This is a genomic window from Frigoribacterium sp. AP1 (assembly GCF_056680555.1).
Genome location: NZ_CM155288.1, coordinates 3,224,204 through 3,239,550 on the forward strand (window position 1 = coordinate 3,224,204; position 15,347 = coordinate 3,239,550).

At 73.2% G+C, this 15,347-nt stretch carries 10 protein-coding genes; 1 reads left to right on the forward strand and 9 read right to left on the reverse strand.

Annotated elements, in window-relative coordinates; translation table 11 throughout:
- Positions 1-49 precede the first annotated feature (49 nt).
- The 5 genes from holA to AC1MBW_RS15290 all read right to left on the reverse strand — a co-directional run bounded on the left by holA (position 50) and on the right by AC1MBW_RS15290 (position 8,478).
- The gene (holA, locus tag AC1MBW_RS15270) at positions 50-1,084 is read right to left on the reverse strand and encodes a DNA polymerase III subunit delta (protein ID WP_480024996.1); all 1,035 of its coding nucleotides are present in this window, start codon (positions 1,082-1,084) and stop codon (positions 50-52) included.
- Complete coding sequence (locus AC1MBW_RS15275) at positions 985-3,534, reverse strand: ComEC/Rec2 family competence protein (RefSeq protein WP_480024997.1); 2,550 nt, start codon at positions 3,532-3,534, stop codon at positions 985-987. Before AC1MBW_RS15275 ends, holA begins: the two co-directional genes overlap by 100 nt.
- Complete coding sequence (locus AC1MBW_RS15280; RefSeq protein WP_480024998.1) at positions 3,531-4,220, reverse strand: ComEA family DNA-binding protein; 690 nt, start codon at positions 4,218-4,220, stop codon at positions 3,531-3,533. Before AC1MBW_RS15280 ends, AC1MBW_RS15275 begins: the two co-directional genes overlap by 4 nt.
- A 106-nt stretch (positions 4,221-4,326) precedes the next feature.
- Positions 4,327-6,873: a leucine--tRNA ligase gene (gene leuS, locus AC1MBW_RS15285; RefSeq protein ID WP_152970061.1), complete on the reverse strand. Its 2,547-nt coding sequence runs from the start codon at positions 6,871-6,873 to the stop codon at positions 4,327-4,329.
- 180 nt (positions 6,874-7,053) lie between these two features.
- A complete protein-coding gene (locus AC1MBW_RS15290) occupies positions 7,054-8,478 on the reverse strand; it encodes an anthranilate synthase component I family protein (RefSeq protein WP_480024999.1) in 1,425 nt (474 codons plus the stop codon).
- A 32-nt stretch (positions 8,479-8,510) separates the two neighbouring features.
- Between AC1MBW_RS15290 and AC1MBW_RS15295 the strand changes: the two genes are divergently transcribed.
- A complete protein-coding gene (locus AC1MBW_RS15295; RefSeq protein ID WP_480025000.1) occupies positions 8,511-9,338 on the forward strand; it encodes an aminotransferase class IV in 828 nt (275 codons plus the stop codon).
- A gap of 61 nt (positions 9,339-9,399) precedes the next feature.
- Here AC1MBW_RS15295 and cydC read toward each other — a convergent pair whose 3' ends face one another.
- From cydC to AC1MBW_RS15315, 4 genes are read right to left on the reverse strand one after another with little or no spacing between them, the layout of a single operon-like run.
- Positions 9,400-11,151, reverse strand: coding sequence for a thiol reductant ABC exporter subunit CydC (gene cydC / locus AC1MBW_RS15300; protein WP_480025001.1), 1,752 nt, complete (start codon positions 11,149-11,151; stop codon positions 9,400-9,402).
- A complete protein-coding gene (gene cydD / locus AC1MBW_RS15305; RefSeq protein ID WP_480025002.1) occupies positions 11,148-12,809 on the reverse strand; it encodes a thiol reductant ABC exporter subunit CydD in 1,662 nt (553 codons plus the stop codon). The genes cydC and cydD overlap by 4 nt, the downstream gene beginning before the upstream one ends.
- A 10-nt stretch (positions 12,810-12,819) precedes the next feature.
- Positions 12,820-13,821, reverse strand: a complete 1,002-nt coding sequence (gene cydB, locus AC1MBW_RS15310) for a cytochrome d ubiquinol oxidase subunit II (protein WP_480025003.1) — start codon at positions 13,819-13,821, stop codon at positions 12,820-12,822.
- Between the two features lie 43 nt (positions 13,822-13,864).
- Positions 13,865-15,277 carry a cytochrome ubiquinol oxidase subunit I gene (locus AC1MBW_RS15315; protein WP_054144870.1) on the reverse strand — a complete coding sequence of 471 codons (1,413 nt, stop codon included), beginning with the start codon at positions 15,275-15,277 and terminating at the stop codon, positions 13,865-13,867.
- Positions 15,278-15,347 lie beyond the last annotated feature (70 nt).

Genomic DNA, 15,347 nt, shown 5'->3' on the forward strand with positions numbered 1-15,347 from the left:
GTACCCGGACGTCGGCGGGACCGACGCCCGGACGGTCAGGAGGCGCGGTTCACGACAGCAGGGCACCACGCGTCGAGATCATGGTCACCATCCGCTCGAGTGCGTACACGGGATCGCGTTCGGCGCCCTTGACGGCCGCGTCGGTCTCGGCGAGCAGTTCGATGCATCGGCCCAGCCCGTCCTCGGACCAGCCACGGAGGTCGCGTTGCGCCCGCTCGACCTGCCACGGGGCGAGCCCGAAGCGTGAGGCGAGTTGACCCGAGCCGCCGTAGGAACCCTGCAGCTTGGCCATCGTGCGGATCTTCATCGCGAACGCCGCCACCACGGGCACGGGGTCGGCCCCGGTCGACAGCGCGTGGCGGAGCAGCACGAGGGCCTCGCCCTGGTGGCCGGCGATGGCCGCGTCGGCCACCTTGAAGGCGTTCGTCTCGACCCGGCCCGAGTAGTACTTCTCGACGGTGGCCTCGGTGATCTCGGCCGCGGCGTCGCTGATCAGCTGCTGGCAGGCGCTGGCGAGCTCGGCCAGGTCGTCGTTAAAGGCCGTGACGAGCGCCCGCAGGGCCCCCTGCGAGATGCGTCGTCGCTCGGCGGCGAACTCGGCGGCCGCGAACGCGAGCTTCTCGGTGTCTTTCTTGAGCTCGGCGCAGACGACCTCGAGGCCGCGGCCGGTGCCGCCCCGGACGGCGTCCAGCAGCTTCTTGCCGCGGACACCGCCCCCGTGGCGCAGCACCAGGGTCGTGTCGTCGGCGGGCGTCTCGAGGTAGCGCAGCGTCTCGGTGAGGAACGCGTCGGTGCACTTCTCCACGTTCGAGACGCGGATGAGACGGGGCTCGGCGAAGAGCGACGGGCTCGCCAGGGTCACGAGTTCGCCGGGCTGGTAGTGGTCGGCCTCGAGGTCGTGCACCTCGAGGCTGGGGTCTTCGGCGGCGAGCTGGTCGCGCAGCTGTCGTGAGGCCCGATCGGCGAGGAACTGCTCGGGCCCGCTCACCAGCACGACGGCCGCGGGCCGGATTCTGTCCCACCCCACCTGGTCGATCGCGACCGAGGCCTTCTTCGCCGTCTTGCCACTCGCTCGCGCTGCCATGCTGCCTCTCGGACGTCGTCCCACGGACGCGGGGCCCGCCGCGCCACCTCCGATGCTAGAGGACGCCACCGACGTGCCCGACGTGCCGTCACGGTCTCGGGGCCCGCGTGCTCCCGCCAGATGCGCAGGCCGACGACGCCGTCCCCACGATCGACGGGCGTGACCGCGGCCTGACCGGCCTCGTCGCTGCGGACCACGACTCCCCCGCCGCGCCGGACCAGGTCGAGCGCGACGTCGGTCGGGTGCCCGTACGAGTTGTCGGACCCCACCCCGATCAGGCCGACTCGAGCCGACACCCGCTCGTACAGCTCGGCGTGCTGGTCCGCCGACCCGTGGTGCGAGACCTTCACGACGTCGACCCGCCCGAGCCCCTCCTCACCGGTGGGCGACGAGGCCAGGCGGCGTTGCGCGGTCTCGCCGAGATCGCCCAGGCCGAGCAGCGAGAGGCACCCGGTCCGGCAGGCCGCGCCGGGGTCGACACGCAGCACGAGGCTCGCGTCGTTTCCTGCGGGGATGTCGGCCGGCGGCCAGAGCAGCCGCCACGTGTGCCGGCCGAGACGCCCCCGGGTGCCGACCCGCGCCTCCTGGACCTCGGCACCACCGTCGCGCAACGCCGTCACGACCTCGGCGTCGTCCGAGCGCCCCACGGGCCCGACGAGGGCTGTACCGACCCGACCGACCACGGAGTCGATCGCCCCGACGTGGTCACGGTCGAAGTGGGTGAGCACGAGCAGGTCGACGTGCCGGACGCCGAAGGTCGAGAGGCATCGGTCGAGGGCGGCCCCGTCGTCGCCCACGTCGATCAGGGCGACGGCCCGCCCGCTGCGCACGAGCACGGCGTCGCCCTGTCCCACGTCGCACTGGGCCACGACCCAGTCGTCGGGTACGGAAGCGCGGGTCACCACGGTGCGCCCGCCCACCACGCCGACTGTCGCCACGAGGACGCCCACCAGCAGCGTCGTCGCGACAGCCCGCGTGCGCCCCCGGGCTCGGGCCACCACGGCGACGACGACGAGGGCCGTGACGCCGACCAGGGAGGCGACGCCGAGCGCCGAGGCGTCCCACCCGAGTCGCGTGCCCGGCCAGCTCGACGCCGACCGGGCGACGGCCGCGACCCAGGACGACGGCAGCCACGAAGCCCAGGCGACGGCCGTGGCTGCCCCGGGCACCCAGGGCGCGAGCACGCAGACGACGAGCCCGCCCACGGTCGCCACCGGAGCCGCCGGGCCGGCGAGCACGTTCGCCACGACGCCGTGCAGCGCGATGCTCGGCTCGAGGGCGAGCAGCACGGGCTGGCAGGCGAGCTGCGCGGCCGTGGGCACGGCGAGGGCCGCCGCCACCGGCTCGGGCACGAGGCGCGCCAGCAGGACGGTCATCGGCCCACCGAGCACGACCAGCCCCGACGTCGCGAGGACCGACAGGACGAAGGCGAGGTCGCGGGCCAACCACGGGTCGGTGAACAACAGACCGGCGACCGCCAGCGCGACGACGGGCACGCCGGCGATCGGTCGGGCGACGGCGAGGTGCACGAGCACGAGCACCGCCATGACGGTGGCCCGGACGATGCTCGGCTCGGGCGTGACGAGCACGACGAACGCGACGAGCACGACGACGGCCACCGCGAGCCGCAGCAACCGCGGCACCTTCAGCAGCGACCCGACGAGCACCACGAGTGCGACGAGCACCGCACAGTTCGAGCCCGACACGGCCGTCAGGTGGCTGAGCGACGCCTGCGTCATGTCGTCGTCGAGGTCGTCGGGGACGCCCGACGTGTCACCGATGGCGAACCCGGGCAGCAGCGCCCCGCCGTCACCCGGCAGGCCGGCGGCCACGGCGCGGAAGGCCGCCCGGAGCCCGTTCGACCAGGCCGACGCCCGTCCGGGCTCGGCGCGGACGCCGAGCGGCTCGACCGCCCGCCCCTCGAACGCGACCGACTCGCCGTACCGCACCGGAGCCAGGACGAGCCGTGCCGAGACCCGGGCGCCGATCTCGACCGAACGCCGCCCGTCGAGTCGCACCCCGAACACCCGCACCGGCACACGAGCCCCGAGCGCCGCGGGTCCCGCGCCGACGTCGAGCCGATCGACCGACATCGTCAGGACGTCGGACCGCCCCTCGACCCGGTCGAGCAGTCGCCCCTCGACCGTGACCGCGTGTCCGACCGACGTCGTGAGCCCCGACGGGTGGCGGCGGTCGTCGCGCACCGCCGCCTGGCCCGTGAGCCCGGCGCACGCCCCGGCACTCAGGGCGACCACCAGCAGCACCTGCCCGGCCGCGAGGACGCCCACCCGCGCCACGACCACGAGGGCGACTGCGACGACGCAGACGACGAGGGCGACCGCTGCCACGACGGGCAGCAGCCCGGGCCGGGTCGAGCCGACCGCGAGCCCCACCCACGCCACGGCCACGGGCACCCCGAGCCGCAGGTCGAGGACGCGACCGGGCGTCACACCCGCACCCGGTCGCGCAGCTTCTCGAGCGTCTTCGGACCGATGCCCGGCACGCCGAGCAGGTCGTCGACGCTGCGGAAGCGCCCGTTCTCGTCGCGCCAGGACAGGATCGCGGCCGCAGTCGCCGGCCCCACACCGGGCAACGTCTGCAACGCCGCATCGTCCGCGAGGTTGAGATCGACCGCTCCGCCACCGGCCGCCGCCCCTCCCCCGGGCACCGGTCCACCCGCCGCCGCGTCACCACCGCCCGCCGCTCCGTCGTCCACGGTCTCGCCCACGGCCGGCACCCGGAGCTGCTCGCCGTCGACGAGCACCCGCGCGAGGTTGACGGCCGCCTGATCGGCGTCGGCCGTGAACCCGCCGGCCGCGGCGACCACGTCGACCACGCGGGCGCCCTGCGCCAGCTCGTACAGGCCGGGCGCCGCCACCCGGCCGTGCACGTGCACGAAGACGACCGGAGCACCCCCGGGAGGCGCGGTGGCGGCCCCTGCGACGGCCTCGGCCCCGGTGCTCGGCTCGACCGTCACGAGCTCGTCCGCCGCGCCTCCTCGGGTGGCGAACGCCGACACGGCGACGCTCACCGCCAGCACGACGAAGAGCAGGACGACGACTGCGCCGAGCCCCACACGCCACCTCGGACCACCCGGCTCGGACGGGTCGACGGCGGTGCGAAAGCTGACGGTCATGACCCGTCACGGTACGAGCGAGCACCCGCCCGCACGGACGTCGACGGCCGCCCTGGGGAACCAGGACGGCCGTCGACGGGTGGGGACGAGACGCGCCCCCGGGCGGCTACTTCACCGCGATGTTCACCAGGCGCGGCGCCCGCACGATGACGTTGACGATCTGCTTCTCACCGATCGCGCGCTGCACGGCCGCGGACGCGCGCGCCATCGCCTCGAGCTCGTCGGAGCCGATCTTGGGCGACACCTCGAGCCGGTCGCGCACCTTGCCGTTGACCTGGACGACCGCGGTGACGCTCGTCTCGACGAGCAGCGTCGGGTCGGCCTTCCGCCAGCCGTACGTGGCGAGGGCACCGCCGTCGTAGCCGAGCTTCTCCCACATCTCGGAGGCGGTGTAGGGAGCGAACAGCGACAGTCCCAGAGCGACGGTCTCGGTCGCCTCGCGCACGGCCGGGTCGGACGCACCGGGACCCGAGTCGATGGCCTTGCGGACGGCGTTGGTGAGCTCCATCAGGCGCGCGACGACGACGTTGTATTTGAACGCCTCGCTGAGCCCCGGGGCCTCGGCGAGGAACCGGTGCGTCACGCGGCGCAGGGCCTGGTCGCCGTCGGCCCACACCACGTCGCGCGAGCTGTCGACGTCGCTCGCGAGACGGAACGCCCGGGCCAGGAACTTGGCCGAGCCGGCGGGCGAGACGTCGGCCCAGTCGATGTCGTCCTCGGGCGGGCCGGCGAAGGCCATCGTCAGGCGGATGGCGTCGACGCCGTGCTTGTCGATCTCGTCGGAGAGGCTGACGACGTTGCCCTTGCTCTTGCTCATCTTCGCGCCGTCCTGCAGCACCATGCCCTGGTTCAGCAGCGCGCTGAAGGGCTCGGTGAAGTCGACGTGGCCGAGGTCGAAGAGCACCTTGGTGATGAAGCGCGCGTAGAGCAGGTGCAGGATGGCGTGCTCGACGCCTCCGACGTACTGGTCGACCGGGGCCCACTTGCTGGCCTGCGCCGGGTCGAAAGCGCGGTCGGCGTCGGTCGGGTCGAGGAACCGCAGGAAGTACCACGAGCTGTCGACGAAGGTGTCCATCGTGTCGGCGTCGCGGCGCGCCGGTGACCCGTCGCGCGGGTCGGGCACGTTCACCCAGTCCTCGGCGGCACCGAGCGGCGAGCTGCCCTTCGGCTTGAGGTCGAGCCCCTCGGTCGACGGCAGCCGGACCGGCAGCTCGTCGTAGGGCACCGGCACCTCGACGCCGTCGGCGCCGTGCACGATCGGGATGGGCGTGCCCCAGAAACGCTGGCGCGAGATCAGCCAGTCGCGCAGGCGGTACGTCTTGGCCGCCTTGCCGTCGCCGGACGCCTCGAGCAGCTCGACGACGCGCTTGATCGCGTTCGACTTGCTGAGGCCGGTCAGGGCGCCCGAGTTCATCAGTCGACCGTCGCCGGTCAGGGCCACGCCGGTCTCGCGGGGGTTCAGGTCGGGCAGGTCGTCGGGCAGGATCGCCTGGCCGTCCTCGTCGAGCTCGAGCTTGGGGATCACGCCCGTGACGGGCGCGTTCGTGTCGACCACGACGCGCACCGGCAGGTCGTACTTGCGGGCGAAGTCGAGGTCGCGCTGGTCGTGCGCGGGCACGGCCATGACCGCGCCGTGGCCGTAGTCGGCCAGCACGTAGTCGGCGGCCCAGACCGGCATCGGGTCACCGGTGAGCGGGTTGACCGCGACCCGGCCGAGCGGCACGCCGGTCTTGGGACGCTCGCTCGACTGGCGCTCGATCTCGGTCGCTTTCTGCACTTCGACGAGGTACTCGGCGAAGGTCGCCTTGACGTCGTCGGTCGCGTCGGCCACGAGCTCGGCCGCGAGGTCGGAGTCGGGGGCGACCACCATGAAGGTCGCGCCGTACAGGGTGTCGGGACGCGTGGTGAAGACCGTGACCTTCTCGTCACGGCCCTCGATCGTGAAGTGCACGTCGGCACCGATCGAGCGGCCGATCCAGTTGCGCTGCATGTTGAGCACCTTGGTCGGCCAGCGACCCTCGAGCTGGTTGAGGTCGTCGAGCAGGCGGTCGGCGTAGTCGGTGATCTTGAAGTACCACTGCGTCAGCTTCTTCTTGACCACGACGGCACCCGACCGGTCGCTCGTGCCGTCGGGCAGCACCTGCTCGTTGGCGAGCACGGTCTGGTCGACCGGGTCCCAGTTGACCCAGCTGTCCTTCCGGTAGGCCAGACCCTTCTTGTACATCTCGAGGAACAGCCACTGGTTCCACTTGTAGTACTCGGGGTCGCTCGTGTGCAGCACCCGGCTCCAGTCGAAGGAGGGGGCGTAGAGCTTCATGCTCTGCTTCTGCTGCGCGATGTTGGCGTAGGTCCACTCGCGGGGGTCGACGCCGCGCTTGATGGCGGCGTTCTCGGCGGGCAGGCCGAAGCTGTCCCAGCCGATGGGGTGCAGCACGTTGAAGCCCTGCTGCCGCCAGTACCGCGTCACCATGTCGCCGAGCGCGTACTGCTCGGCGTGACCCATGTGCAGGTCGCCCGAGGGGTACGGGAACATGTCGAGGATGTACTTGCGGGGGCGCTTGTCGTCGGGGTCGACGACGAACGGCTGCTCGGCGTCCCACCGGGCCTGCCACTTCTCTTGCAGGCGGGCGACGTCGTACTCGCGTTCGGGCACGCCGTCGTGGGGCGGGGTGGCCGAGGGGGCGTCGGTCGCGGTCGTGTCGTGCTCGTGTGCCACGGGGCTCTCAATCACTGCTGGCAGTCGGTGCGGTGGGTGCGGACCGCCCGCGCGAGGGCACGGCGACGTGCGCTGGGCTCAGCGATCCTCGCCAAGGCTACCGAACGGCGCGCCCCGTCACGACATGCGCACCGGGGCCCCGTCGGCGGCACGGACGCCGAGCACGGCGAGCAGGGCCGACGCCTTGAGCTCGACCTCGTCCCGTTCGTCGACCGGCACCGACGAGATGGTGATGCCGCCGCCGACGCCGACGCGCGCACCCGCCGGTCGTGCGGGCCGTCCCGCACTCGCGGCCCGGGCACCGTGCACCACGATCGACCGGATGGTCATCGCGAGGCTCGCCGAGCCGTCCCGTCCGAGCCAGCCCGTCGCGCCCGAGTAGACGCCCCGGGGCGCCCCCTCGAGGTCGGCGAGCAGTTCGACGGCCCGACGCTTCGGCGCGCCGGTCATCGAGCCGGCGGGGAAGGCCGCCTCGACGACGTCGGCCGCGGTGCACCCCGCGCCCAGCCGGGCCCGGACCGTGCTGACGAGCTGGTGGACGTGCTCGTACGAGTGCACGGCGAGCAGTTCGGACACCTCGACCGTGCCGAGACGGGCGACGCGGGCGAGGTCGTTGCGGACCAGGTCGACGATCATGACGTTCTCGGCGCGCTCCTTCTCGCTCTCGACGAGCTCGCGCGCGAGCACCGTGTCGTCGACGCCCGACCCGCGGCGTCGCGTGCCCTTGATCGGCGACGACGACACCCGGCCGCCGGTCGTCACCTCGACGAACGACTCGGGCGACGCCCCGACGACGGCCACGTCGCCGATGCGCACGAACGAGGCGTGCGGAGCCGGCGAGGACCGACGGAGGTGCGCGAAGGCCTCGAGCGCGTCCACCGGCCCGTCGACGTCCACCGCCGTCGTCAGGCAGAGCTGGTACGCCTCGCCGGCCGCGATGGCCCGCCGACAGCCCTCGATCAGGTCGAGGTACTCGTCCGGACGGTGTCGCCAGCGGACGGAGGGCGAGGCGGAGCCCTCCGAGGAGGCGCGGGTCGGCCCGGGCACCGGGGGCTCGGGCGGCACGTCGGCCCACGTCTCGGCCACCGAGCGGGGCCACGGGTCGCCGACCCGCGCGACGGCCTCGACCGAGCATGCGGCGTGGTCGAAGACCAGGGCGCGGTCGACGTCGAGCAGGGCGAGGTCGGCGGGGTCTCCGTCGGCGGCGACGGTCGAGGCGGTGGCCGCCGGGCGGTGCCCCTCGGTGGCATCGCGGTCGAGCAGTCGGCAGCCGAAGCCGTAGCCGAGCCAGCCGGCCCAGCCGAGCGGGTGGCTGTCGGGCTCGACGTCGGCCAGGTCGTCGCGCACCTCGTGCCAGAGCCGGTCGGCGCCACCGTCGCGGACGTCGCCCGTCCGGGCCGGGCCCCACCCGACGACGGACCGGCCCCGGGTGGCGGCCACGCCGGCGTCGCGCCAGACGACGTCGCCGGTCGCGGCCAGGTGCCGGACGACGGCCTCGGGGTCGCGCCACTGCAGGGAGGATCGGACGACCGCGGGGCGCATACCCTTGATCCTATGAGTGGAGCCCCGACCCGATGAGTGCCGAGCGGCCGGGAGGCGACGTGCTGAACGTCTGGCAGGGCGACGAGCTGACGACGCGCGGGGACGGAGCGACGGGCGAGGCCGACCCGCGCCTCCTGGTGGCCGACTCGTGGCTGGTCGACGACGGCTCGACGCTCGCGCTCGACGTGCACCGCGACCGGTTCGCCGGCTCGGTCGCCGAGGTGGCCGGGGGGCCCGACGCGGACGAGGTCTCGGCGTTCTGGACGGCGGCCGTGGCGGTCCTGCCCCGGTCGGGTGCCTGGTTCCCGCGCGCCGAGCTCGTCGCCGGCGACGGAACCGACGCCGACGGCCGAGCACGGCTGCGGCTGCGCCTCCGGCCCGCTCCCCCGCGCCGCCGATCGGTCGTCCTCGCGACGGCCGACCGTGACCCCCGCACGCAGCCCACGGTCAAGGGCCCCGACCTCGCGGCCCTCGGGTCGCTCGTGGCCGACGCCCGGTCCCGAGGGGCCGACGAGGCGGTGCTGCTCTCGCCCGAGGGGCACGTCGTCGAGGGCGCCTGGAGCTCGATCGTCTGGTGGCGCGGCGACGCCCTGTGCCTGCCGGCGGACGACCTGCCCCGCCTCCCGGGCGTGACGGTCCGCAGCCTGACGACGCTGGCCGCCGTCCTCGGCGTCGACGTGCTGCACGACCACACCCGGCCGGACGAGCTCGACGGGTTCGAGGTGTGGAGCCTCAGCGCACTGCACGGCATCCGCATCGTCACCGGCTGGGTCGACGGCCCGGCGCCTGCCGAGGAACCCGGGCGCCTCGCGCTCTGGCGCGGCCGACTCGACCGCCTGCGACGACCGATCGACGCCTGACCGCCGCCCGACGACGGCAGCCCGACGACCGGGGCCCGACCGCCGCGGCGACGTCGAGCCGTCAGGCGTCGTCGTCGAGGGAGACGCCGGACTCGACGTCGGAGTCGACCTCGACCTCGCTGAGCCGGCCCGCCTCGATGCGCACGCGACGCGTCACCAGCTCGGCCGGCACCTCGACGTGCGAGATCACGACGACCGTCGAGCCGTCGTCGCGGGCCGTCGTGAGGACGTCGCGCACGAGCCGACGGGCGGTCTCGGGGTCGAGTCCGGCGGTGGGCTCGTCGAGCACGAGCACCGGGAACCCCCGCAGGAGGGCACGGGCCAGCGAGATGCGCTGGGCCTGGCCGCCCGAGACGAGGACGCCCCGCTCGCCCATCGGCGCGTCGAGCCCGCCGCGCTCGGCGGCCCAGCGCCCCAGACCGACGCGGTCCAACACCGCGAGCAGGTCGTCGTCGGTCGCCGTGTCGCGGGCGAAGAGCAGGTTCTGCCGCAGGGACTCGTCGAAGAGGTACGGCGTCTGCTCGATCAGGCCGACCGTGGCCCGGACGGCGGCCGGGGCGAGGGTGGCGGTGTCGACTCCCCCGACCTCGTAGCGACCCGTGTGCTCGACGAACCGGGCCAGCACCGAGGCCAGCGTGGTCTTGCCGGCGCCGCTCGGCCCTTCGACGACGACGCGGTCGCCCACGGCCACGTCGAGGTCGACGCCGCGGAGCGCGGGGCCGGCCGCCCCCGGCCACGTCGCCGAGACGCCGCGCAGACGCAGGGCGGGCGCGGGTGCCGACACGGCGGAGCCGTCCGATCGGACGAGCTCGACGGGGCCGGCGTCCGCCCCTCCGGCGGCCTCGTCGTCGACGACGCCGGCCGGCACCTCGACCGGCACCGCCGACTCGACGCGGTCACCACTCGCCCGGACGCGACGCCAGGCGAGCACGGCCGTCGGGACGGCTCCGACGACCTCGAAGACGGCGAGGGGCACGAGGGCGACCAACGCGAACGCCGGGCCGGTCAGCCCGCCCGAGGCGACGTCGGGTGCGACGACGGGGATCGTCGCGAGCACGGCGGCGCCCGACAGCGCCGAGAGCACGGCGGCGACGACGCCCCCGGTCAGGGCCCGACGCGAGGAGGCGCGGCGCAGGTCGTCGTCGAGCCCCGCGACCCGGCCGAGCTGGCGGTCCACCGCCTCGAACGCGACGAGCACGTCGAGGTTCTGCACGAGGTCGACGACGGCGGCCGAGAGCGCCCCCCGCCGGTCGGCGAGGGTGCGCTCGCTGCGGCGGGCGAGCCGGTCGGCCGCGACGCAGCCGACGACGAACGCGACGACGAGTGCGCCCGCCAGGACGACCGCCGCCGCCGGGGACACGAGGGCGACGCCGACGATGGCGACGACCGAGGTGAGGCCCGACACCACGAGCGGCTGCACGACCCGCAGGGGCAGGTCTTGCAGGGCGTCGACGTCGCCGACGACGCGGGACAGCAGGTCGCCGCGATCCGTGCGGCCGAGGCCCGCCGGCGCGACGCGGATCAGGCGCCGGTAGAGCTCGGTGCGGACCACCGCCAGCTGGCGGAAGGCCGCGTCGTGGCTCGACAACCGTTCGAGGTAGCGGAAGACCGCCCGGGTCAGGGCGAAGGCGCGGACGCCGACGACGGCGAGCGAGAGGTAGAGGATCGGCGGCTGCTCGGCGGCCCGCGTGATCAGGTACGCCGACGCCGCGAGCAACGCCACCGCCGACAGGGCGCTGAGCGATCCGAAGACGATGCCGGGGGCGGCCCGGCGCCCACCGGGCTGGGCGGTGCGGAGCAACGAGCGGGTCACGAGAGACCTCCGATCGGGACGACGACGTCGGCGGCGTCGCTCACGGCGCGGCGGTGCGTGACGACGACCACGGCGACGCCCGAGGCCGCGATGCGACGGAGTCCCTCGACGACCCGGGCCTCGGTGACGCGGTCGAGCGCCGACGAGGGCTCGTCGACCAGCAGGAGGCGCGCCCCGACCCGGTCGAGCCGGTACAGCGCCCGGGCCACCGACACCCGCTGCGCCTGGCCGCCGGACAGCCCCTGGCCGCCGGCCCCGAGCACGAGCGCCGGGTCGAGGCCGGCCGCGCCGGCCAGGTCGAGGGCGCGCACGACGGCCTCGGTGTCGGGCTCACCCGCGTCACCCAGGGCGACGTTCTCGGCGACGGTGCCGGACGACAGCATCGGCGACTGGCCCGACCAGGCGATCTCGTGGCGGGCGGGGGCACGGCCCGACGAACGCCAGACCACCCGGCCCTCGCACGGTTCCAGCCCGAGCACCGCGTCGAGCAGGGTGGACTTCCCGGCACCGCTCGGGCCGACGACCGCGGTGACGCGACCCGTCTCGGCGACGAACGAGGTCTCGGCCAGCCGCACCGCGCCTCCTCGGCTCACCGAGACCCGGTCGACGACGAGCGCGTCGGCCTCGGCGCGGGGCTGGGCCCGATCGGCGACGGTCGTCGATCCGGTCGGCCCGGTCGGCCCGGTCGGCCGGGGCGCGACGTCGCCCGGCTCGTCGTCCAGCAGCTCGAAGACGTCCTCCGCCGCCGCGACCCCGTCGGCCGCGGCGTGGTAGTGGGCTCCGACCTGGCGCAGGGGCAGGTAGGCCTCGGGGGTGAGCAGCAGCACGAACAGCCCGGCGGTCAGCCCCATCGACCCCTCGACGAGCCGGATGCCGATCGACACGGCGACGAGCGCGACCGACAACGACGCCGCGAGCTCGAGCACGAAGCCGCTGAGGAACGACACGCGCAGCACCTTGACCGTCTCGACCCGGTAGTCGTCGGTGAGGCGGCCGATCCGCTCGACCTGGCGCCGCTCACGACCGAACGCCTTGAGGGTCGACGCCCCGCCCACGGCGTCGGCGAACGACGAGGCGAGGTGCGTCAGGCGGTCCCACTGCCGGTTCTGGGCGGCACGGGTCGTCCACCCGATCAACACCATGAAGACGGGGATCAACGGCAGCGTCACCACGACGATGAGGGCCGACAACCAGTCGTGCAGCGCCATGACGACGATCAACAGCGGCGTCGCGAGGGCCGTGAGCACCAGCTGCGGCAGGTAGCGGGAGAAGTACTCGTCGAGAGCGTCGAGCCCCGGGCCGACCAGGGTCGCGACGCGCGCCGAGGAGTGCCGGTCGCCCCAGGCGCGCCCCCGGTCGGCGACCGCGCGGACCACCCGGGACCGCAGCTGGCTCTTGACCTGCGCCGCGGCCCGCGCGGCCGTCACCTCGAGAGCCCACGCCACGAGCGACCGCGCCGCCACCGAGACGCCGAGCCCCAGCAGGGCGGTCGAGAGCCCGGAGGTGCTCCCCTCGACGACCTGGACCACGGCCGTCGTCGTGAACCAGGCCACGGCGACGATCGCGACCGTCTGCGCGAGGCCGAGCACGGCGCCGAGCCCGAGGAACACCCGGGCGGCGGAGGCGTAGCGCAGGAGGCGCGGGTCGAGCGGCTTCACGGACGGCGGCTCAGTGCGCGGCCGGGATCGCCGCACGGGTGATCCGTTTGCGGAAGATCCAGTAGGTGAAGCCCTGGTAGCCGAGGATGAGCGGGACGAAGACGAGGGCGACCCAGCTCATGATCGTCAGGGTGTAGGTCGAACTCGACGCGTTGGCGATCGTGAGGCTGTTCGCCGGATCGTTGCTCGCCGGCATCACCCCGGGGAAGAGCGCCGCGAACAGGCTCGACACCGCCAGGGCGATCGTGACGGCCATGAGGCCGAAGGACCGCCCCTCACGGCCGCGGAGGTTCGCCACGAACGACGCGATCAGGGTGACGGCTGCCACAGCCGAGAGGGCGACCGACACGAGGGTCCCGTGCATCAGCGAGGTCAGGGCCAGGAAGGCCGCGGCGACGACGATCGTGACGACCCCGGCTCGGCTGGCGAGACGCCTGGCCCGACCGCGGATCTCGCCCTCGGTCTTGAGCGTGACGAACACCACGCCGTGCGTGAAGAAGAGCAGCAGGGTCGTGAGGCCGCCCAGCAGGGCGTAGGGGTTGAGCAGGTCGAGCAGTGTCCCGGTGTAGTCGTGCCCCTCGTCGAGCGGCACGCCCTGCACGACGTTGGCGAAGACGAGGCCCCAGACGAACGCCGGCACGGCCGAGCCGACGACGATCATGAGGTCGAAGCGGCGCTTCCACGAGGACTCGGGGCGCTGGTGGCGGTACTCGAACGAGACGCCCCGAGCGATCAGGGCCAACAGGATGAGCAGCATCAGGAGGTAGAAGCCGCTGAACAGCGTGGCGTACCACTCGGGGAAGGCGGCGAACAGGAACGCGCCGGCGACGATGACCCAGGTCTCGTTGAGGTCCCAGACCGGGCCGATCGTGTTGATCAGCACACGCCGGTCGGTGTCGTCGCGCCCGAGGAAGGGCAGCGACATGCCGACCCCGAAGTCGAAGCCGTCGAGCACGAAGTAACCGACGAAGAAGAAGCCGAGGATGACGAACCAGAGGGTGGGGAGGTCCATGGTCAGAGCCTTTCTCGCGTCGGTTCGGTGGAGGTCGTGGGCATCAGTAGACCGTCGCCTCGTGGCGGATCTCGCCCGACACGGGGTCGGGCTCGGGGGCGTCGGCCGGCCCCTGCTGGGCGGCCTTGACGATGAGCTTGAACTCGACGACCGCGAGCGTGCCGTAGATCAGGGTGAAGGCGACGAGCGAGATGAGCACCGTCAGGCCGGTGACCCCGGGCGAGACGCCGTCCTCGGTCTTGAGCAGCCCGAAGACGAGCCAGGGCTGCCGACCCATCTCGGTGAAGACCCAGCCGACGATCATGGCGAGGAGGGGCATCGGGTAGCTGAAGACCGCGGCCCGCCAGACCCACTTGTTCTTCGGCAGGCGCCCCTTGCGGGTGATCCAGAGGCCGACGAGCGAGACGAGGACGCTGACCATGCCGAGGCCCATCATCCAGCGGAAGGACCAGTAGGTGACCCAGATGATCGGGGTGTAATCGCCCGGACCGTAGAGCTGCACGTACTGCGCCTGCAGGTCGTTGATGCCCTCGACCGTGCCGTCGAACGTGTGGGTCGACAGGAACGACAGCAGATACGGCACCCGGATGCTGAAGAGCTCGTGCACCCCGTCGGGCGTGCCCAGGGTGAAGATCGAGAACGAGGCGTCGGCACCGGTGCTGGTCTTGTACAGCGCCTCCGCGGCCGCCATCTTCATGGGCTGGGTTTCGACCATCGCGAGGCCGAGCTGGTCGCCCGTGATGAAGGTGAGCGCGCCGGCGGCGACCATCGTCCAGAGACCGAACCGCAGGGCCGGACGCATCGTCTCGAGGTGCTGGTTGCGGGACAGGTGCCAGGCGGCGACCGCGACGATGACCGCGGCCGAGACCATGAAGCAGGCGAAGATCGTGTGCGGGAACGCGGCGAGGGCCACCTTGTTGGTCAGCACCTCCCAGATGCTGGTGAGTTCGGCCCGACCCTTCTCCTCGTTGATGTCGTAGCCGACCGGGTTCTGCATGAAGGCGTTCGCGGCGATGATGAAGTACGCCGAGAGGATGCTGCCGACGGTCGCGCCCCAGATGCTCAGCAGGTGCAGCTTCGGCGGCACCTTGTCCCAGCCGAAGATCCAGATGCCGATGAAGGTCGCCTCGAGGAAGAACGCGAGCAGGCCCTCGAGCGCGAGCGGGGCGCCGAACACGTCGCCGACGAAGCGCGAGTAGTCGGACCAGTTCATGCCGAACTGGAACTCCTGCACGATGCCGGTCACGACGCCCATGGCGAAGTTGATCAGGAAGATCTTGCCGAAGAACTGGGTCAGCTGCAGGTAGTGGATGCGGCCGGTGCGCACCCATGCCGTCTGGAAGACCGCCACCGTGAACGCCATGCCGATCGTGAGGGGCACGAACAGGAAGTGGTAGATCGTGGTGAGCCCGAACTGCCAGCGGGACAACAGCAGCGGGTCGAGCAGCTCGTTCATCGGGGTGTGCCTTCTCCCTCGGATGGTGGTGGTGGTCGTGCGTCGCACCGTCGGGACGTGACGAGCATAG

Coding starts and splice junctions, on each gene's coding strand:
- AC1MBW_RS15295 (WP_480025000.1), top strand. CDS start 8,511: ATGAGTGCCGAGCGGCCGGGAGGCGACGTGCTGAACGTCTGGCAGGGC.
- holA (WP_480024996.1), bottom strand. CDS start 1,084: ATGGCAGCGCGAGCGAGTGGCAAGACGGCGAAGAAGGCCTCGGTCGCG.
- AC1MBW_RS15290 (WP_480024999.1), bottom strand. CDS start 8,478: ATGCGCCCCGCGGTCGTCCGATCCTCCCTGCAGTGGCGCGACCCCGAG.
- AC1MBW_RS15280 (WP_480024998.1), bottom strand. CDS start 4,220: ATGACCGTCAGCTTTCGCACCGCCGTCGACCCGTCCGAGCCGGGTGGT.
- cydB (WP_480025003.1), bottom strand. CDS start 13,821: ATGGACCTCCCCACCCTCTGGTTCGTCATCCTCGGCTTCTTCTTCGTC.
- AC1MBW_RS15315 (WP_054144870.1), bottom strand. CDS start 15,277: ATGAACGAGCTGCTCGACCCGCTGCTGTTGTCCCGCTGGCAGTTCGGG.